Source organism: Vreelandella indica (genome assembly GCF_037070225.1).
Taxonomy (GTDB): Bacteria; Pseudomonadota; Gammaproteobacteria; order Pseudomonadales; family Halomonadaceae; genus Vreelandella; species Vreelandella arctica.
Genome location: NZ_JBANSO010000007.1, coordinates 125816 through 145038, shown reverse-complemented (window position 1 = coordinate 145038; position 19223 = coordinate 125816). Strand labels below are relative to the sequence as shown.

Sequence of the window (19223 nt, the reverse complement as noted above, 5' to 3'; positions counted from 1 at the left end):
GAGCATCCTGCTGCAACATGAGAGAAGTGCAGCTATGCTTTAGATAGCCATAACAAAAAGCTTACGTTGGTGCATTGCTCAAGCCAGTAATGCGCTAGGGTAATACAGGCGCAACCGCGCTTATTCACAATGGCTTGTGACACAACCTATATGCTTTTAGACCCAAGCCATTTGTCATTTCAGGGAGGTAGTCAATGACCAATCAAGCCCCCGTCGCCTGGGTAACTGGTGGAACTGGTGGTATCGGTACGGCAATTTGTCGTTCGTTGGCAGATGCGGGATATTTGGTTGTTGCGGGTTACCGCAACCCCGATAAGGCCAAAACCTGGCTAGAAACGCAGCGTGCTGACGGCTATAACAATATCGAATTGTCCGGCGTCGACCTTTCTGACCATAATGCTTGCCTGGAAGGTGCCCGTGAAATTCATGATAAGTACGGCCCCATCAGTGTGCTAGTGAACTGTGCGGGTATTACCCGTGATGGCACCCTGAAGAAAATGTCTTACGAGCAGTGGTACGAAGTGCTCGATACCAACCTCAACAGTGTTTTTAATACCTGCCGTAGTGTTATTGAGATGATGCTTGAGAATGGCTATGGCCGGATCATCAATATTTCATCCATCAATGGCCGTAAGGGGCAGTTTGGTCAGGTGAACTACGCGGCAGCGAAAGCCGGCATGCACGGCTTGACCATGTCGCTGGCACAGGAAACGGCGACCAAGGGGATTACGGTTAATACTGTATCGCCTGGTTATATCGCTACCGATATGATCATGAATATTCCCGAAAAAGTGCGCGAAGCCATTCGGGAAACAATCCCAGTGAAGCGCTATGGCAAGCCAGAAGAGATTGGCCGCTTGGTTACTTTCTTAGCCGACAAGGAATCAGGATTTATTACCGGTGCTAACATTGATATCAACGGTGGTCAGTTTATGGGCTAGTGGTTCGCTACTGGCTGATAAACACTAGCTCCTTGACTCAGAGGAGAACGCAAACGGGAGGCGCTCAGCCTCCCGTTGTTATTGATGTGTTCGTCATTTGTTAAGGCAGGGGAACTCTTGCCAAGCGGCTTAGCAGGTTATCCAACTCTTCTACTTCTTCAGCCCATAGTGCGGCAGGCATCGGTCCCAGTGCCAAAAGCGCGGCTAGAATGTCGGTGACTTCTTCATCACGACTGCGCTCCTGGCTGAAAGCCTCGTTCAAGCGTTCTACCTGGATGGCTAGTCGCAGCGGCTCATCGCTTTGCCGGACGCTACCAATGGCCAGCATAGAGAGATGTACTCTCAAGCGGGCGAGAGACTCCGCCAGCTTGGCATAGTCATTATCAGATAACGGCACTGCTACACGATGGCGCTGCTGATTGCGGATGGCGTGTGCCTCTTTAAAGGCCGCCGGAAGGGGGGCGCTGAGTAACTCTTGCGCATCTACCTCGTTGGGAGTTCCCTCACTCAGGTAATTCTGGTCGGCGGCCAAGTGAGCATTCACTAGCGGCATAATCGCGTGCCACTGCTGAACCGTATTGACGACGGCGAGCCGATTTAAGCGTTCGCGACGTGCCCGCACAATGCCGCTCATGCGCCGCTGCATGCCCTCGCTGCGACGATTGCGTGGCAGCGGTTCGAGCTGGTTGGCCTGGTTTAGAAAGTTATCCAACGTGGAGGCTTCGCTGGCCTCAATGGGCTGCCAGCTATCCATTTGATCGATGAGCGTTTGCATCTCATCAAGCTGCTGTTGTTGGCGTGCCGCTTGCTCATTTTTATGCGCATCGCGTTGGGCAAAAAGCTGGTCACACTCATGTCGAAAGGTTTGCCACAACGTTTGCTCTTCGCCTTTTGGGGCTCGCCCGAGCGCTCGCCACTGATGTTGTAGCTGTTTGGTGTGGTGAATACGTTGCGCCAACGGCTGGCTGTCATCACTGCGCAGTGCAGTTACCTGACTGATCAGCTCCCGTTTCTGTGAGGCAATTGTGTCGGCACGCTGATCAATTAGCGCCTGTAGCTGATGACGAATAGTGCCAAAGCGGCGACCAACGGCTTCTGAGCGGTCACGGGGTACCGGGCTGTAGTGACGCCATTGGTGGCGTGCCTTGTCGCGAATTTGCCGAAGGACATCGGGGTCGGCGTTTTCAGCCGGCTGGGCCAGCAAGCTCTCAAGTTGATCGCACAGCGCTTCGCGGGCTTGAAGGTTGGTCTCACGCTCTTTGCTAAGCTGATCCCGCCAAGGAGCGAGACGCTCATGAATACGGTTCGAGGCGCTGCGAAAACGAGCAGACTGTTCGCGGTTGGCTGCTGCATCACCTAGTGATTTCCACTCTTTAACCAACTGACGATGGTGACGGTCAAGAGCTTCTTCTGCCATGTGAAGGTCGTTGGCTAACGCTTCGATGCTGACGCAGAGCTGCTCACGCTTTGGTCCGGCGACAAATCCACGCCAATCGCGTAACTCCGCTAGCCGTGCTGCTAAGTGCTTCAAGCGAGTTTTGAGCGGTTGAGCGGCAGCGCTTTCTAGCCCTTCGATACGAGGTTTAAGCCGCTGGTGAAGACGGCTGGCGCTTTTGAAGGCGCCACGCTCTAGCAAGTGTTCAAAGGAGTCGAGTTCGCCCGCATAGGTCGCGAGTGTGGCTTGATCTTCCGCCGGAGGCGATGGGGCAGTAGTTTCGTCGCTAAGTACCGCATGGGCACGGCGCAGTAGCGCGGGGGGCGTTAACGTGTCGGGCCATTGGCACTCGCTCACTTGTGCCGCCAAGGTAGCGTGGTCACCATTAGCCAGCGCTGTTTCCATATTGGCGCTAACCGCGCACCAGCGTTGCCAAGCTTCCAGGCATTGATCGTAGTGTTGAATCGCTACTGTATAACGCTGGCGTATAGCGTCGCTCGGCGGATGCATATCGGAAAGCGTTTGCCAGCGTTGGCCGAGTAGCTGGCGCTGAGCGCGCAGGCTGTCTATGTCCTGTACGGTCATGGCAGACGCGTGACGTAGGCCGTCGAGGGTTTCTTCAATTCCTTCAAGTAACTGTTCGCGCGTGTTTTCGGCTTCGTCGCGGCGCTCTGCGCTCTGTTGGCGAGCCTGCTCTTGAGTCTCATGATCGTGCAGTGTTTTGCGGCAATTGAGCAGCGCTTGGTGAAAACGCTGCTCCTGCTCAACGGTTGGTGGTTGAGTGAGTTGTTCCCATTGCCGTTCAAGATGCCGGAAACGGCCGCCGTAAAGCGGCTCCCACGGCGCGCGGGCATGCTGCTCCAGTTGGCTAAGCAGCGTTTCACGCTGCTGTGCTTCAGCTTCTAGCCACTGCGCATCGCTACGTAGACGGTTAAGACGTTCCCGCGCTAAACGAACCACTTGGCGGTCACGACGTGCTTCTTTCAATAAGCGTTTGAGTCCCTCTTCATCCTCAATGCGCTCAGCAGCCTGGTGACGAACCGCGGCCACGCCGTTATGGCAGGCCTGATGTATCAGGTCGTTCTCATCAGTAAGCTTGCTCAATGCCATTAAGCGTAATGTTAGATTGTCGGCCTGTAAGGCCACCGCGTTTAACACTCGCGGCTCTTCAATAAGCTCAACCAGCGCTTGACGCTGCTGCAGGTCGGTATGGCCTTCACGCCCGCTTAGCCGTTGGCAAACCGCATTGAACCAGGCTTCATTTTGCTGATGATGCGGATAAGCATCGACTAAGCCTGCGCAGTCATCCAACGCCAGCAGCGCAGCAAGGCGTATCTGGCTATCGGGATCTTGAGAGAGCGACTGCAGCGCCTGGCGCTGTTCTGATTGTTCAGGGTCGAGTCGCTGGAGGGCCTGACGACGTACTTCGGGGTCGGGATGCTGCCACCGAGGTGCGAACAGGCGTCTTAACAGTCCGTGCATGGATCATCCTGCTGGTGCGTAGCGTGAAAAAAATCGGTAGTCAGCCACACGGCGGTTGCAGTCGCCGGCGCTGTCGCTTAGCTTGGCCTTACTATTTTGTAATAAGCATGGTGTGGTAAGCGACTATTTTCTAGACCACAATGCGTGATAGTACGCTACCTTTAACTTATCTGAACATGACAGGGAGTTCGGCCATGAGCCTTAATGTGGATAGTGCCGCGGTGGCCTTTACCTTCAAAGGCGGCATGCTGCCGATGACCGTCATGGAGCTAAGTAGCGCTGACCCGGAGCGAATCCGGCAGCAGCTGGCTGGCAAACTTTCCCAATCGCCTGCTTTCTTCCAGCATACACCGGTTGTGCTCAGCGTGGAAAAGTTGGATGAACCGCACTTAGCCCTAGAGCGTATTTGTGCCGTGTGCCGCGATCATAAGCTGCTCCCGGTGGCGGTGCGTGGCGGCACTGAACCGGTGCGTCAATCGGCCTGGGCGCTGGGATTGGGTTGGTTCCCGCCGGTAGAAGAGGGGCGCCCACGGGTGCTCGAAAGCGTTGATACTTCTCCGGTGCATGAAGTCACCCGTGAAGACACTCAAGTAAGCGATATAGAGGTTCCTGCTCTCGCCACTCGCCTCTACCGGGGAACGGTTCGCTCGGGGCAGCAGGTAAGCGCTGCTGAGGGGGATCTGGTCGTTATCGGGGCTGTCAATGCAGGCGCGGAAGTATTGGCTGCGGGCAGTATTCATGTTTACGGCGCCCTGCGGGGCCGTGCATTGGCGGGAATTCATGGCAATACCCAGGCGGGCATTTACTGCCGGGAGCTGGAAGCCGAATTGCTCTCGGTGGCCGGTAATTACAAGCGTTTGGAAGATATTGACTCACAGCTTCTGGGGCGGCCCGCGGAAGTTCACTTTACAAAAGAACAGCTTGAAATTAAGCCATTAGGTTAAGGTCTTTTTATGAGCGCGCATTGGTGCTTCATCCCTAGCGACGCCGAAGACGCTATCCGTTACAGTATGGCTTGTTGATGACATTGACGTTCCCGTTATGCGCAAAGCGCCAAATGAGCTGCGCTCGCGATGAACGACTTCAAGAAGGAAGTGACTCTTGGCCAAGATAATTGTAGTGACCTCTGGTAAAGGAGGGGTCGGTAAAACCACCAGCGCGGCAGCCATTTCTACAGGCCTTGCCCTGCGCGGTAAAAAAACCGTTGTGATCGATTTTGATGTGGGCTTGCGTAATCTCGACCTGATCATGGGTTGCGAGCGTCGTGTAGTGTATGACTTAGTCAATGTGATTCAGGGCGAAGCGGGGCTTAACCAGGCGCTGATTCGTGATAAGCGCGTCGAAAACTTGTTCATTTTGCCAGCTTCGCAAACCCGCGATAAAGACGCTTTGACCCAAGAAGGGGTCGCGGAAATTCTCGAAAAGCTGAAAGAAGACTTTGATTACATACTGTGTGATTCACCTGCTGGCATCGAGCGCGGTGCGCAGTTGGCCATGTATTTTGCTGATGAAGCCATAGTCGTCACCAATCCCGAAGTATCCTCAGTGCGCGATTCGGATCGCATTTTAGGGCTGCTGGCTTCGAAGACACGTCGCGCCGAGCAAGGCGAAGACCCCATCAAAGAGCACCTGCTGGTCACTCGCTACAATCCCGAGCGAGTGACATCTGGCGACATGCTAACGCTGGACGACATTCGCGAAATTTTAGCGATTAATCTGCTGGGTTTGATTCCCGAGTCAGAAGCCGTTCTGCGCGCGTCGAACCAAGGCGTGCCCGTTACCCACGATATTTCAAGCGACGCTGGCCAAGCCTATAGCGACACCGTATCGCGCCTGCTCGGTGAAGACATGCCGTTGCGCTTTCACGAAGTGCAGCGTAAAAGCCTGCTGAGCCGCATGTTTGGGGGAGGTCGTCGATGAAACTGCTGGAGTTCTTGAAGCGTGAGCGCAGGAAATCCGCCTCGGTAGCCAAAGAACGTTTGCAAATTATCGTAGCGCATCAGCGTAGCCAGCGCGGCCAGCCTGACTATATGCCGCTGCTTGAGCGTGAGCTGTTAGAGGTGATTCGCCGTTACGTGCATGTAGATGACGATGCCATTCAGATTTCACTCGACAGTGAAGATAACTGTTCGGTGCTGGAGCTAAACGTCACACTTCCCAAAAGCTGATCTTTAGCGCCGATCTTCATCACTAATCAAAGTGCGTAAGACGCGGCGAAAGGGGTGGCGGGTGTGCTACGCTTGGGCTTTTCATTGCCCAGCGGAGTGTTAGTGCATGGCGCCACCCAATGCTGCCCCTGCCAGTTTTCTCTGGCATGACTATGAAACCTTCGGGGCTGACCCGCGTCGCGATCGGCCCGCCCAGTTCGCCGCGCTTCGCACCGATGCCGATCTCAACGAGATCGGTGATCCCATCGAGCTTTACTGTAAACCGGCCGATGACTATTTGCCCCATCCCGCGGCCTGTTTGATCACGGGTATCACGCCTCAAAAAGCGCAACGCCATGGTCTCCCCGAAGCCGAGTTTGCGGGTGAGATTCAGCGTCATATGAGCGAGCCGGGCACTTGCGTCGTGGGCTACAACAGCCTGCGATTTGATGATGAGGTGTCACGGCATCTTTTTTATCGCAACCTGCTCGATCCTTATTCTCGCGAGTGGCAAAACGGCAATTCCCGCTGGGATTTGATTGATATTGTGCGCGCCTTCTATGCGCTGCGCCCGGATGGCATTGAGTGGCCGCGGCGCGAAGACGGCGCACCCAGCTTCAAACTTGAGCATTTGACGGCGGCGAATGGGATTGCCCATGAGGGCGCGCACGATGCGGTCGCCGATGTGCGGGCGACGATTGCGCTGGCCCGTTTGCTCAAAGCGCGTAATGCTAAGTTGTTCGACTACCTACTTGGCCTGCGCGGTAAGCGTGCCGTGGCGACGCAGCTCGACCTGCCCGGTGCCAAACCACTGCTGCATATTTCCCGCCGCTATCCCGCCAGCCGAGGCTGTAGTGCGTTAGTCATGCCGCTGGCCGAACATCCGACAAATCCGAATGGGGTAATCGTTTACGATTTAAGCGTGGACCCCAGTGATATGCTGAGCATGTCCGCTGAGCAGATTCGTGAGCGCGTGTTTGTTAGCCAACAGGATTTAACTGAAGGCGAGGCGCGCATCCCGCTGAAAGTGATTCATATCAATCGCTGCCCCGTGGTTTTTCCTGCGAGTGCCCTAAAAGATGTCGATGGGCCGCAAAAAGGCGAATACGGCACTATCGTTAAACGGTTGGGCTTGGATGTGACGGCCTGTCGGCAGCATTGGAAAACCTTGCGCGATGCCAGCGGGTTGGCCGACAAAGTCGCTGAGGTGTTTAACGCAGGCTACGAAGAGGCGCCGCAAGACCCGGATCTAATGCTCTACTCAGGCAGCTTTTTCTCTGCCGTAGACCGGCAGCAGATGGAACGAGTGCGCGAAATGGAGCCATGGGACTTAGTGGGGCAACGGTTTGCGTTTCAAGATTCACGCCTGGAAGAGATGCTGTTTCGCTTTCGTGCGCGCAGTTATCCCGACACGCTGGAAGGCGAAGAGCGTGAGCAGTGGGAGGCGTTTCGCTGGATGCGCATTAATGATCCTGCATTAGCAGGCTTTACGTTGAAGGCATTTGCGCGGGAAATTGAGCAGTACAATCAGCAAACCCTTACTGATCGTGAGCGCCAGATTCTGGAAGAGCTCGTCATGTTCGTGGAAGCCATGATGCCCGCTCAGGCGTTTGACGCCTGAGCGGCTCAAGGTGCTAATGCGTTACCGAGCGGTTTGCTCTTCATGCACGTGGGGCAGTGGTGCGAGGCCCTCGCGATAATGGTTGACATCGCTCGGTTCATCGCTAGGGTTGAAGCGCACATCGAGCATGTGCTCCTGCAGCGATGGCCAAAGGGCCTTGATGTCATCAAGGCTGACGTCGAGGACTAATTCCGCCAACTGGTCACGGCGGTCAAAACGCACGTCTTCCAGGGCGGTTGCCTGCCAGTAACGATTGGCCATGCCAGATAAACTCGTATCGCGCTGGCGCAACTGATCGTGTACCGCTTGGCGATAGGGCGCTAACGCTTCATCGGTCAATGGCGCAAGACGCTGGCCTGCCTCCTCCAGAAAGGTATCCATGCGCGCGGCGATGGTGTCGCTGTCGACATCCGGTGATTGCACCACCAGCGCAATGCCCGGCGCTTCGAGAAGGGGTGAATAGCCCGCGTTAACGATATAGCCGAGCTGCTGTTCAGTGCGTAACTGCTGATAGAACGGCGTATCTAGCCACTGGGCAATCACGCTCGTCGTCGCTTGTTCTTCCAGGGTTTGATCGCGTGCTTGCAGATAGCGCAGCACCAACGATTCCTCTCGCGAGCTATGCGGGTGTAGCACCGCGTGCGCTTCATCCGCTGCGAGGGGGGTTAGGTTGGGAATCTCATCGCGGGTTAGCCGTGGGCGCAACTGAGTGCGCATTAGCTGTGCCTGTTCGCGCGCCAGCGCTTCATCGAGGTTACCGACCGCCATGGCATCGACATAGAGCCCCCCCAGAAAGCGTTGGCGAAAATCCTCTAAATGATGACGGTCAAAGCGGTCGCTGGCGGCAAGCAGTTCAGCAGTCGACCACTGGGGCGTGAGCAAGGCTTCGCCCAGCGTTCGGCTGGCTTGGCCATATAGCGATGACTGAGGAGCGTTGCGCCATTCACGCTGCAGTTGGTAACGCACGCGCTCGAAAGCGCCGTCGGTGATCGCGGCACTTTTGAGTTGTTCAATGGCCTGTTCGATCAGGGGCGTTTGCCCATCCCGCCAGCCGGAGAAGGAAAGCGTCATACCGCGGGAGTGCGGGTAGGCGCTAAAGGACTGGCCCGCCAGCCAAGCGGGGTAAAGCGATTCGTTCAAACTGTCATTAAGCCAACTGGCCAATAAGCGTGTTAACACTGCTTCTTCGGCGGAATAGCTGGCGGTGGGGTTTTGTAGGCTGACGCGCCACTCGACGCTCGGCGTATTAAAGCGCGCATCCTGCATGTGCCAAGCGGTAAACGACGGCGTATCGACCAGCAGGCTGGGGTGGTCATCCTGCCCTTCGAGTAAGGTTAAGTCACTGGCAATGAAGGGGTTGGGGCCGGGGAGTGCCAGGCCGCTTAACGCCTGCCCCGGTTGGTCGGGCGTCTGCTCTTTCCACTGCGTGTTGAACCACGGTGAAACGGTATCGCTCTCCACGTCAGGCCCAGAGTAAAAGCGCAGCATGTTATCGGCCGTTAGCGCATCCAGGTAGGCTTGTTGACGCTCTGCATCAGGGCCATCCATGCGGTAAGCCGCGTATTGAACATCTTCTACCGGATAGCGCGAAAGGCTCATGGAGAGGCGAGTGGCTTCCTGCTGTGGCGCGCCGTGTTGCTGGAAGCGGAATCCCTGCTCGTTGAGGTCTGCTTGCTCCTCGTAGCGCCACTCGGCGAGGCCGTCATTACGCAGTTGATCAATGGCTGCCAACAGCGTGGCTTCAATGTCGTCTAAGCGTTCGGCGCCTGCGGGTGTCAGGCTGATGGAGATAGTGAATAGCGCTTCGTTACCGTCACCACGACCTATGCCGGCGGAAAGTCCATCGGCCAGCCCGGCATCGCGCAGCACGGCAAGCAGGCTGCCATCGCCTTCGTCACCAAGCAGATGCGCAATCAGTTGTGTTGGTTTGCTGCGGTAGTCATCGGTAGGGTCAGGTACTGGGAAGTAAAAGCGCAGCTGACGACGATCTTGCAGCGATTGCCGCTCGATGTAGCGAGGAAGGGTGTCGGTATCGATCAGCGACGCGTCAATGGTCGGCGCGCTTAGATCGCGGTCGGGAATAGCGGCAAAGCGTTCGGCGACCCATGTTTCTAACTGATCCAGTGGCTGGGGAGCCACAATCGCCAAGTTCATTACGTTGGCATCGTAATGCTGGTGATAAAAATCAATCACTCGCTCACGCAGCGGCGTTTCGCCCTCTGGCGGGCTTGCGAGCGTTTCACGGCTACCCACGGCAAAGCCGGTGGTGGGGTTTTTAGGGTTTAAAAGCTGATTCAGTACATCGTTTTCACGCCGGGATTCGTCACGGATCCGCGCCATGTACTCCGAGTGAACGATGTTACGTTCGCTCTCCAGGTGGTCGGCATTAAACAGCGGCGAAAGGAAAAATTCGCTGAAGCGATCTAACGCCCCCGGCAGCGCCGATGGCTCAATATCAAAGAAGTAATTGGTATCCTGCTGGGCGGTAAAAGCGTTGTGTGAGCCGGCGTTGTTAGAGATATAGCGCTGATAGCCGTCGGACTCTGGATACGGCTCGGTGCCTAAAAACAGCATGTGCTCCAGAAAGTGAGCCAACCCCTGAAGGTCCTCAGGGTCTTGAGCGCTGCCCACGCGAACGTTCATGGACGCGGCGGCTTTATCTGCCTCAGGGTCGCTGACCAGTAGCACATTCAGGCCATTTTCAAGCGTCAATACACGGTAGTCGCGACTGTCATAAGGGCTGGTGATCGGGGTGACGGTCGCTTTGACAGCGTCCACTGCGTCCGGATCGGCAATGGCCTCATTGTCGTTGGCTAACGCGAGCGGCGCTACCCAGAGGCTTATGATGACACCGAACAGTGCATGCCGCGGCAGGTGATGCCAGTGCTTGAAACAAGGGGGTCGCAACATTACAGCTCCTGAGACACAGCCCAGCGCAGCATCGACCCGGTAGGATGGGCACAAGCCGATGACTGATAGGCGGGATTATTGACATGTTTAGATACCGGAAAAGCGCCCAACAGTTCCAAAGGTGCGGGCGTTAATAGCGAATTAAGCGTGTCGGTATCGGTATCGGGGTTGAGCCAGGTAGATAACGCATGGCTGGGAATGACGGCGGGCAGGCGATCCGTGAGTGGCGAGAGCAGAATATTAGCGGGTACGGTAATCAAGGCCGCGGAATCGGTGAACGCCGTTAAGGTGGTGTGATAACGGCACCACAACGCGCCCAGCAGTAACGGCGCCCGGGATACCTGGGTCACTAGATAAGGCTGTTTACTGCGCGGCTGTGTTTTCCATACATAGAAACCGCTCACGGGAATAACGCACCGGCGTGCGCTGAATGCATCGCGAAACATCGCCCGTGATGCCAGGGTTTCAGAGCGGGCGCAGTGGGGGGCGTGATCCAGTACTTCCAGCCAAGGCGGTGTCAGCCCCCAGAAAACCGACGAGAGCCGATACTCGCCCTGTTCAAGGCGAATCGCCGAAATAGGGCGCCGGGGCGCTAAATTAGCGGACTCAATCAATGGGTCCTGGCGATCAAGCGTTGGCAATAAACGGGTCAGCGGTAAATTTTGCACATGCAATCGACCCGTCATGCCTGTCTCCTTAAGCAAAATCGTCGTGGAAGTGGCCCTGGACGCGAGGGACTTCGCGCAATGAAGCACGAAATGTAGTGTTTTAGTGTCGAAAACAGTGTTCGATGTAAGGTATCCTATATTACCCCTTGCTCCCGCTAAAGTGCAGTGAGGCATTCCTCCTCGTTTGCCGTTGACCTTAAGAGATCGCCATGGCCCGTCCTAGACAGCATGCGCCCGATGCCCTCCATTCTCAGGTCATGCACGCTTGTGATGAATGGTTGGCTGAGCAGCCAGTCCATGGTCTTTCACTACGTGCCCTGGCCAGGGAAGTTGGCTGCGCCCCCAGTACGCTACTTAAACTCTATGGCAGCTTCAATAACTTATTGCAGCACGTCAATGTGGAAACGCTGGCGCGCTTGCAGCACACCATTACCAGCCTGGTGGATGATGATCCTGAGCCGTGGCTGCGTTCGTTAGCCCGTGCCTATTGGCTTTTCGCTGAGCAGGACTGCTACCGCTGGCAGCTGCTTTTCGATTACCCGTTGGCAAAAGAGGGTGAGCTGGATCAGCGTCAGAGTGACTTGATTGAAGCGCTGTTTACGCAAGTGGAAGCATCGCTCAAATCTTATCAGCCTGCCTTGGATGACCTGGAGGCGCGTCGTTTGGGGCGTACGCTGTGGGGCAGTGTGCATGGCCTCGTTCAGCTTGGCCTGAATGAGCGCCTGGGCTACTGGCAGGGCCAGCAGTTGAAAGTGGACGAACTGCTGGATCAACTGATGAGTACCATTCTGGCGGGCTTACGCCACCGTGAGGCGGCAACGTGACGGGGTGGGTGAATGCGACTCGTCAAGTGCTGCGCTGGCTGATTTTTATCTCCATGCGCCTTTGCTATCGGCTGCAGGTGCATGGGCGTCAGCATATCCCTGCGCACGGTGCCGCGCTGGTAGTGTGTAATCACGTAAGCTTTATGGATGCCCTGGTGCTTGGCGGCGCTAGCCCCCGGCCATTACGCTTTGTTATGGATCAGCCGATTTTTGATTCCCCTTGGCTGAAGTGGTGGTTCCAGCTGGTGGGCGCTATTCCCATTGAGTCTGAGCGGCGCAGCCCTGGCGCTCTTAGGCGCGCCCTGGATGACGTTAGCACTGCGCTTCGCCAGGGGCAGGTCGTGATGGTCTTTCCCGAAGGCCGGCTGACCCCAGACGGTGAGATCCATGCTTTTCGCCGTGGATTGGAGACCATACTGGCCAGGGATGATGTGCCGGTCATTCCAGCTGGGTTGGCGGGCCTATGGGGCTCCTGGACGTCTCACCATGGTGGTAAGGCGCTAAAGAAGTATCCCAAGCGGTTTCGGGCGCCCGTGAGCTTACACTTTGGGCCACCGCTCAATCGCTTGGATGCCGATGATATGGCGCTGCGGCGTTTTCTGGAAGCCCGAGTGAGGGCTTTAAAAGCAGCGGCTGATCAGGATCTGGCCAGCCGCCGTTAAGCTGTTTGAGCTCTCTCTTAACTCAATCCTTCGTCTTGATCGCCGCCTAGCGGCGTGGTGCTCGCAGCTTTTGCCAGCAGCGCGCCGAGGTGATGAGATTGTCTCGGATCTCTAGAATCTCCATGCGCATATTGTCGATCTGCAGGCACGCCGGGCCTTCCGGAAAAGCTTCAAGGTGTTCAAGGATTAGCCCGTTAAGCGTCTTGGGGCCATCGGTAGGAAGCTGCCAGCCGAGCATCTTATTAATTTCGCGAATATTGGCGGTGCCTTCGATCACATGGCTGCCGTCGTCCTGCTGGTGAATCTCTTCATCTTCAGAGACATCGGTAGTGAACTCACCAACGATCTCTTCGAGAATATCCTCCAGCGTGACCAAGCCCTCAACATCGCCATACTCATCTACCACGATGCCAATACGCCGCTTCTGCTTTTGAAAGTTGAGCAATTGGGTATGGAGAGGTGTCGACTCGGGAATAAAATAGGGCTCGCGGGCTTCCTGAACAATGGATGCCTTGGTGACTTCATCCCGGGATAGAAAGCGTGCCGCATTACGCAAATGCAGCATGCCGATAATATTATTGATGTCGCCTTTATAGACCGGCAGCCGAGTGTGCTGGCTGGTACGAATCTGCGTCAAAATATCTTCCAGCGTGTCATCCAGGTCGATGCCCAGAACTTCATGGCGAGGCACCATAATGTCATTAACCGTAACGTTCTCAAGGTCAAGAATCGACAGCAGCATGGCGCGGTGACGGTAGGGAATCAACGTGCCGGCTTCATGTACCACCGTGCGCAGTTCATCACGCGTTAGGCTGTCACCGCCGTTATCGACGCTTTTAACGCCCACTAGCCGGAGCAGGCCGTTAGACATCACGTTAACCAGCCATACCAGCGGGTAGAGCAGTTTCAGCAGTGGCTCAAGGGCATAGGACGTCGGGTAAGCAATCCGCTCGGGCTTAATCGCGGCGTAGGTCTTCGGCGTCACTTCGGCGAAAATCAGAATCGTGATGGTCAGCAGGGCGGTGGAGATAGCAGGCCCTGATACATCGCCAAAGAAGTGAATGGCAATAATGGTGGCGATCGACGCTGCCAAGTTATTGACGAAGTTATTGCCGATCAGGATAACGCCGATCAGGCGGTCTGGGCGTGTGAGCAGGCGCATGACCCGTTTGGCTCTGCGATCCCCGCTGTTGGCTTGATGACTCAAGCGGTAGCGGTTAATCGACATCATGCCGGTTTCAGAGCTGGAGAAGAAAGCAGAAAGCACTATCAGTAAGGCTAGCAGGCCGAACAGTAACCCCAGGGGGAAGTCGTCGCTCAAGTCGAAAAGTCCTTTGTGGCGTATTAGGCTCGATTTGTAGAAGGTCGCGAGTGGTGTGTCAAGACAACCAAAGGCGTGGTTGCGCCCCGTTTGCGGTTGAGCAGTTATCGATTGAGTAAAACCTCAAGTACAAACTTGCTGCCGAAATAGGCCAGTACGAGTAGGCCGCAGCCGCCCAGTGTCCAGCGTACGGCACGCATGCCGCGCCATCCATAACGATAACGACCAATCAACAGTGTCGTGAAGATTACCCAAGCCAGCAGCGAAAGCACGGTTTTATGCGCCAAGTGTTGGGCAAAAAAGTTATCCAGGAAAATAAGGCCGCTCGCGATGGAGAGCGTTAATAGAATGATGCCCGCCCAGATCAACTCAAAAAGCACGCGCTCCATGGTGGTCAGCGGCGGTAGCGACTGCACTATGCCGCGAATATGATGATGGCGTAGCGCCTGGTTTTGCAGGCCAACCAGCACGGCTTGTGCGGCGGCAATGGCCAATACGGCAAACGCTAGGGCAGAGCTCACTGCATGCAACAAAATGCCTGGCGTTAGTCCCGTATGGCCGCCTTGATTCGGTAGCCAAGTGGCAGCAATGAGCGCAATGCCTGCTAGCGGAAACAGTGCAATGCCTGCATTAAGCACTGGTTTAAACAGGCTGGCGACCAACACAACATTAACCGCCACCGCCATCAGTAGCGTGGCACTGGTGGTAAAGCCGGGCAGTAGCCCAGGGGATTGGCCGACTAATTTGACCACCACAGGAATATGCAACAGCAAGCCCAACACGGCGAGCAGGCGCACCATGCCCTGGCGGGGCGGCACGCGCCGGAAGAGCGTCATGCCCTGCCAAATGGCAGCGGCAACATAAAAAACAAAAGCAATCGTGGCGAAAGGGAGCGCCTGCATGATGCTATCCGTGCGCCTTGCAGCGCGTTGCTGTGAATAAATAAACGTATTAAGTGTGATTACGACGAGAATCTATCCAACTACTATAACTAATCCAAGCGGCGTCGCCCAGCAGGGCAAACGTAGGAAAATAGGTATGGCGCTCAATGCACCCCATGGAGACTCTAAGCGTGAGCGCGTATAATCTTTTTACTAATTAGTCCAGGGCGTGCGCGCCGACGGCAGTGACGGAGGCAGAGGCCCCATGTTTCAGAATCTAAGCGAGCGTCTTTCCCAGACGTTAAAGTCGATTAAAGGTCAGGCTCGCCTGACTGACGACAATATAAAAGACACCCTGCGCGAAGTGCGCCGCGCACTGCTTGAGGCCGATGTAGCATTGCCGGTCATCAAGGAGTTTATCGAGCGCGTTCGCGAGCGGGCGGTAGGGCAGGAAGTGTCCAAAAGCCTGTCGCCTGGCCAGCAGTTCGTCAAAATCGTCCAGCAAGAGCTGGAAGCGATTATGGGCGAAGCCAACGACGGCTTTGTGCTTAAAGGCTCCCCCGCTGTTGTATTGATGGCCGGTCTACAGGGGGCGGGTAAAACCACCTCTGTGGCCAAGTTGGCCCGCTACCTGCGTGAGCGCGAGAAGAAGAAAGTCTTGGTGGTGTCTGCCGACGTCTATCGCCCGGCGGCTATCGACCAGCTCGAAACCCTGGCAAAAGAAGTCGAGGTGGATTTCTTCCCCTCACGCTCTGACCAACAGCCGGTAGCGATTGCCGAAGCGGCCATCAAGCACGCCAAAATCCAGTTTCACGATGTCGTGCTGATCGATACCGCCGGCCGTCTGGCGATTGATGAAGCCATGATGGCGGAGATTCAGGCACTGCATAAAGCGGTCTCGCCTCAGGAAACGCTGTTTGTCGTTGACGCCATGACCGGCCAGGATGCCGCCAATACCGCCAAGGCGTTTAGCGAAGCGCTGCCGCTAACTGGGGTGATCCTCACCAAGGCGGACGGTGATGCTCGTGGTGGCGCGGCGCTGTCGGTACGCCACATTACCGGCAAGCCCATTAAGTTTATGGGTGTCGGTGAAAAAGTCGATGCCCTAGAGCCTTTCCACCCAGACCGGGTTGCCTCGCGCATCCTGGGCATGGGCGACATGCTGTCGCTGATCGAGGAAGCTGAGCGCACCGTCGATAAGTCCAAAGCCGAGAAGTTGGCCAAAAAGGTCAAGAAGGGTGATGGCTTTGACCTGGAAGATTTTCGCGACCAGCTCCAGCAGCTCAAGAAGATGGGCGGTATGGGTGGTCTAATGGGCAAGTTGCCGGGTATGGGGCAGATGGCCGAGATGGCCCAAGGCCCTGGTCCTGAGAAAGAGCTCGGCAAATTAGAAGCGCTGATCAACTCCATGACGCCCAAAGAGCGCCGCAAGCCGGATATTATCAATGGCTCGCGCAAGCGCCGTATTGCCTCGGGTGCCGGTCTGCAAGTGCCTGATCTTAATCGTCTGCTTAAGCAGCATAAGCAGATGCAGAAGATGATGAAGAAAGCAGGCCAGAAGGGCGGCATGCAGAAAATGATGCGCGGCATGTCCGGCATGATGGGCGGCGGTGGCCCTGGCGGGCCCGGAGGTATGGGTGGGCCCGGCGGCATGGGCGGTATGGGTGGCCCAGGCGGATTGCCGCGGCGTTAAAACACTAACAGTAACGTGCTGATGCGCTTGGTGAGGTTGACGGCCTGTGAGTTTTCTGGCTGTCAGGCTTTCCAAGCCGAGCGCATTTGCGTAGAATGCGGCCTCTTCATGCGTGGGTGTTGCCTAAAATACGTTAAAAACGTAGCGGTAACAGTCTCAGTGAAGGCCTTAATGGTACTAAGCATGCCTTATGTGGGCTTAGCGCCAAGAAAACAGCACGAAGAGTGTTCCGATAGCGGTTTGCGCTAACAACACACTCTCGTAACCTCAACCGAAGGATAGTTATCGTATGGTTACCATTCGTTTGGCCCGTGGTGGCGCCAAGAAGCGTCCCTTTTACCACCTGACCGTTACTGACTCTCGTAACGCCCGCGACGGTCGTTTCATCGAGCGTATCGGCTTTTTCAACCCGGTTGCCCGTGGTCAGGAAGAGCGTCTGCGCGTTGACCTAGATCGCGTTGTTCACTGGCAGAGCCAAGGCGCCCAGTTGTCTGGTCGTGTTGCTGAGCTGGTTAAAGAAGCACGCAAACAGGCGTAAGCCTGCATTGTGGGTTCTGTTCTGTAGTGTGATATTAGATGAATGCTGGGTTAGCTGAGGTCGTCAATGACGCGTTTTGAAATAAGCCAAACTGACGACACGCATGTGGTGCTAGGCAAGCTGACTAGCCCTTATGGGGTGAAAGGTTGGCTCAAGGTGTACTCCTACACTAGCCCGATGGACAGCATTCTCGAATACCCGGAATGGTGGGTGCGCCAAGGCGAAACCCTTAAACGCATGAGCATTGTTCAGGGGCGTCGACAGGGCAAGGGAATTGTAGTGCAGCTTGAAGGGGTCGATGACCGTAGTGCGGCGGAAGCATTAGCCCAAACGGACATTCTGATGCCCAAAGAAACACTACCTAAGCTTTCTGACGGCGAATACTATTGGCATGAGCTTGAAGGCATGACGGTCTTCACTCAGGCCGGCGAGCGGTTAGGGCGGGTAAGCTACCTGTTTGAAACCGGCGCCAACGATGTCATGGTGGTTCGCGGCGATTCAGACGCAATCGACAAGCGCGAGCGACTGCTGCCATTTTTGCCAGATGATGTCATTGTTGAAATCAGTTCCCAAGAGGGCCGCATGGTCGTCGATTGGGATCCTGAGTTTTGACCAAACTTATGAACAGTTTGAGTAATGATGCATCTTCCGACTCAACTGAGTTGGATAGTGGCAACGCTCCGGCAACGGAGAGTGAAGCAGTAGCGCCTGCAATGTGGATTGGTGTGGTGTCGTTGTTTCCCGAAATGTTCGACGCGTTAACGCAACAGGGCGTGGTCGGGCGAGCGGTAGAGAAACAGCGTATTGCACTGGAGTTTTGGAACCCGCGGGATTACGCCACTGACCGCCATCGTAGCGTAGATGACCGCCCCTATGGCGGTGGTCCAGGGATGTTGATGAAAGTCGACACTCTGCGCTCAGCGATCTTTGCGGCTCGTGAGCGGGCGCAACTAGCCACCGGCTTAGTACCGACGGTGATCTATCTATCGCCTCAAGGGCGAAAGCTGGATCAGCAGGGCGTTCAAGCACTGGCTTCCGCCGGGCCTTTAGTGGTCGTGGCAGGTCGCTATGAAGGCATTGATGAACGCGTGGTGGAGAGTGACATCGATGAAGAGTGGTCGATTGGTGACTATGTGTTGAGCGGCGGTGAGCTGCCAGCAATGGTGCTGATCGATGCAGCGGCAAGGCTGATACCCGGCGTGCTGGGCCATCAGGATTCCGCTGTCGAAGACTCGTTTAATGACGGTCTGCTAGACTGCCCGCACTATACCCGTCCGGAAATAATTGACGGGCGCCAAGTGCCAGATGTGTTGCTAAGCGGTAATCATGCAGCTATCAAGCGTTGGCGATTAAAGCAGTCGCTAGGCCGGACATGGCAACGCCGTCCAGACCTATTGGAAGGGCGAACGTTAGATGCCGAACAGCGCAAGCTGTTAAATGAGTTTATCGAGGAACACGCTCTGTCCACTAAGTAGCTTGTTTTTCAACTAGTTTTATTAACTAGGTTGTTTTCAACTGCTTGAACCAGAGCGGCGGTGCAGGGCGGACACGGCAGTAGCTTACATAGAAGTCTATGTTTGAAGAACTAGCCAACGCACCTGTGTCACCCATAACGACTCCCGCGAAGCTCGTTTCGAGCGCCGGGATCACGGCTTCCGCCACCCATGTTTGAGCGGTTAAGCCAACACGTTATTCAGGAGTATGAAGATGAGCAGCAAAAGCAAAGTGATCCAGGCGATCGAATCTGAGCAAATGGGCAAGGAAATTCCTCCCTTTGCCCCCGGCGACACTATTGTCGTTCAGGTAAAAGTAAAAGAAGGCACCCGCGAGCGTCTGCAGGCGTTTGAAGGTGTGGTCATCGGTAAGCGTAACCGTGGCCTGAACTCCGCGTTCACCGTGCGTAAAATTTCTCACGGCGTTGGCGTTGAGCGTACCTTCCAGACTTACAGCCCGCTGGTTGACTCGATTGAAGTCAAACGTCGTGGTGATGTGCGTCAAGCCAAGCTTTACTACCTGCGCGAGCGCAGCGGTCGTTCTGCACGTATCAAGGAAAAGCTGGCTTAAACGCCACTGTTCCATGGGCGTTCGCTGTGCTTCTAT

Annotated in this window: 17 protein-coding genes; 12 read left to right on the top strand and 5 right to left on the bottom strand. The window is 55.7% G+C overall.

Annotated elements, in window-relative coordinates:
* Window positions 1–194: 194 nt before the first annotated feature.
* Window positions 195–941: an acetoacetyl-CoA reductase gene (phbB, locus tag V8L71_RS06820; protein ID WP_336273608.1), complete on the top strand. Its 747-nt coding sequence runs from the start codon at window positions 195–197 to the stop codon at window positions 939–941.
* Between the two features lie 100 nt (window positions 942–1041).
* Here the strand turns inward: phbB and V8L71_RS06815 are convergent, their stop codons facing one another.
* On the bottom strand, window positions 1042–3858 hold the full coding sequence (locus tag V8L71_RS06815; RefSeq protein WP_336273607.1) for a DUF349 domain-containing protein: 2817 nt from the start codon (window positions 3856–3858) through the stop codon (window positions 1042–1044).
* A 194-nt stretch (window positions 3859–4052) separates the two neighbouring features.
* Here V8L71_RS06815 and minC point away from each other — a divergent pair, with 194 nt between their 5' ends.
* The 4 genes from minC to sbcB all read left to right on the top strand — a co-directional run bounded on the left by minC (window position 4053) and on the right by sbcB (window position 7626).
* On the top strand, window positions 4053–4802 hold the full coding sequence (gene minC, locus V8L71_RS06810; RefSeq protein WP_336273606.1) for a septum site-determining protein MinC: 750 nt from the start codon (window positions 4053–4055) through the stop codon (window positions 4800–4802).
* A 157-nt stretch (window positions 4803–4959) separates the two neighbouring features.
* The gene (gene minD, locus V8L71_RS06805; RefSeq protein WP_290695743.1) at window positions 4960–5778 is read left to right on the top strand and encodes a septum site-determining protein MinD; all 819 of its coding nucleotides are present in this window, start codon (window positions 4960–4962) and stop codon (window positions 5776–5778) included.
* Window positions 5775–6026 (top strand): cell division topological specificity factor MinE, encoded by a 252-nt coding sequence (gene minE, locus V8L71_RS06800; RefSeq protein WP_035564989.1) that lies wholly within the window; start codon window positions 5775–5777, stop codon window positions 6024–6026. Before minD ends, minE begins: the two co-directional genes overlap by 4 nt.
* A 106-nt stretch (window positions 6027–6132) precedes the next feature.
* Window positions 6133–7626 (top strand): exodeoxyribonuclease I, encoded by a 1494-nt coding sequence (gene sbcB / locus V8L71_RS06795; protein WP_336273605.1) that lies wholly within the window; start codon window positions 6133–6135, stop codon window positions 7624–7626.
* A 21-nt stretch (window positions 7627–7647) separates the two neighbouring features.
* Here the strand turns inward: sbcB and V8L71_RS06790 are convergent, their stop codons facing one another.
* Complete coding sequence (locus V8L71_RS06790; protein WP_336273604.1) at window positions 7648–10536, bottom strand: insulinase family protein; 2889 nt, start codon at window positions 10534–10536, stop codon at window positions 7648–7650.
* Window positions 10536–11222: an SOS response-associated peptidase gene (locus tag V8L71_RS06785; RefSeq protein ID WP_295712379.1), complete on the bottom strand. Its 687-nt coding sequence runs from the start codon at window positions 11220–11222 to the stop codon at window positions 10536–10538. Before V8L71_RS06785 ends, V8L71_RS06790 begins: the two co-directional genes overlap by 1 nt.
* Before the next feature lie 191 nt (window positions 11223–11413).
* On the opposite strand from V8L71_RS06785, the gene V8L71_RS06780 reads away from it, so the two are divergent.
* Both V8L71_RS06780 and V8L71_RS06775 read left to right on the top strand, forming a co-directional pair.
* A complete protein-coding gene (locus V8L71_RS06780) occupies window positions 11414–12028 on the top strand; it encodes a TetR/AcrR family transcriptional regulator (protein ID WP_008958733.1) in 615 nt (204 codons plus the stop codon).
* Window positions 12025–12690 (top strand): 1-acyl-sn-glycerol-3-phosphate acyltransferase, encoded by a 666-nt coding sequence (locus V8L71_RS06775; RefSeq protein ID WP_295712376.1) that lies wholly within the window; start codon window positions 12025–12027, stop codon window positions 12688–12690. Before V8L71_RS06780 ends, V8L71_RS06775 begins: the two co-directional genes overlap by 4 nt.
* A gap of 46 nt (window positions 12691–12736) precedes the next feature.
* Here the strand turns inward: V8L71_RS06775 and V8L71_RS06770 are convergent, their stop codons facing one another.
* Window positions 12737–14011: an HlyC/CorC family transporter gene (locus tag V8L71_RS06770; RefSeq protein ID WP_336273603.1), complete on the bottom strand. Its 1275-nt coding sequence runs from the start codon at window positions 14009–14011 to the stop codon at window positions 12737–12739.
* A 104-nt stretch (window positions 14012–14115) separates the two neighbouring features.
* Entirely contained in the window at window positions 14116–14913 is a 798-nt protein-coding gene (locus V8L71_RS06765; protein WP_336273602.1) for a cytochrome C assembly family protein, read from the bottom strand.
* A 244-nt stretch (window positions 14914–15157) separates the two neighbouring features.
* Here V8L71_RS06765 and ffh point away from each other — a divergent pair, with 244 nt between their 5' ends.
* From ffh to rplS, 5 genes are all read left to right on the top strand, one after another.
* Window positions 15158–16585 (top strand): signal recognition particle protein, encoded by a 1428-nt coding sequence (gene ffh / locus V8L71_RS06760; RefSeq protein ID WP_071695239.1) that lies wholly within the window; start codon window positions 15158–15160, stop codon window positions 16583–16585.
* Between the two features lie 289 nt (window positions 16586–16874).
* Window positions 16875–17123, top strand: coding sequence for a 30S ribosomal protein S16 (gene rpsP, locus V8L71_RS06755; RefSeq protein WP_007111767.1), 249 nt, complete (start codon window positions 16875–16877; stop codon window positions 17121–17123).
* 66 nt (window positions 17124–17189) lie between these two features.
* A complete protein-coding gene (gene rimM, locus V8L71_RS06750) occupies window positions 17190–17735 on the top strand; it encodes a ribosome maturation factor RimM (RefSeq protein WP_008958728.1) in 546 nt (181 codons plus the stop codon).
* Window positions 17736–17836: 101 nt separating this feature from the next.
* A complete protein-coding gene (trmD, locus tag V8L71_RS06745; RefSeq protein ID WP_336273619.1) occupies window positions 17837–18598 on the top strand; it encodes a tRNA (guanosine(37)-N1)-methyltransferase TrmD in 762 nt (253 codons plus the stop codon).
* Window positions 18599–18830: 232 nt separating this feature from the next.
* Entirely contained in the window at window positions 18831–19187 is a 357-nt protein-coding gene (gene rplS / locus V8L71_RS06740; protein ID WP_027957738.1) for a 50S ribosomal protein L19, read from the top strand.
* Window positions 19188–19223: the final 36 nt, after the last annotated feature.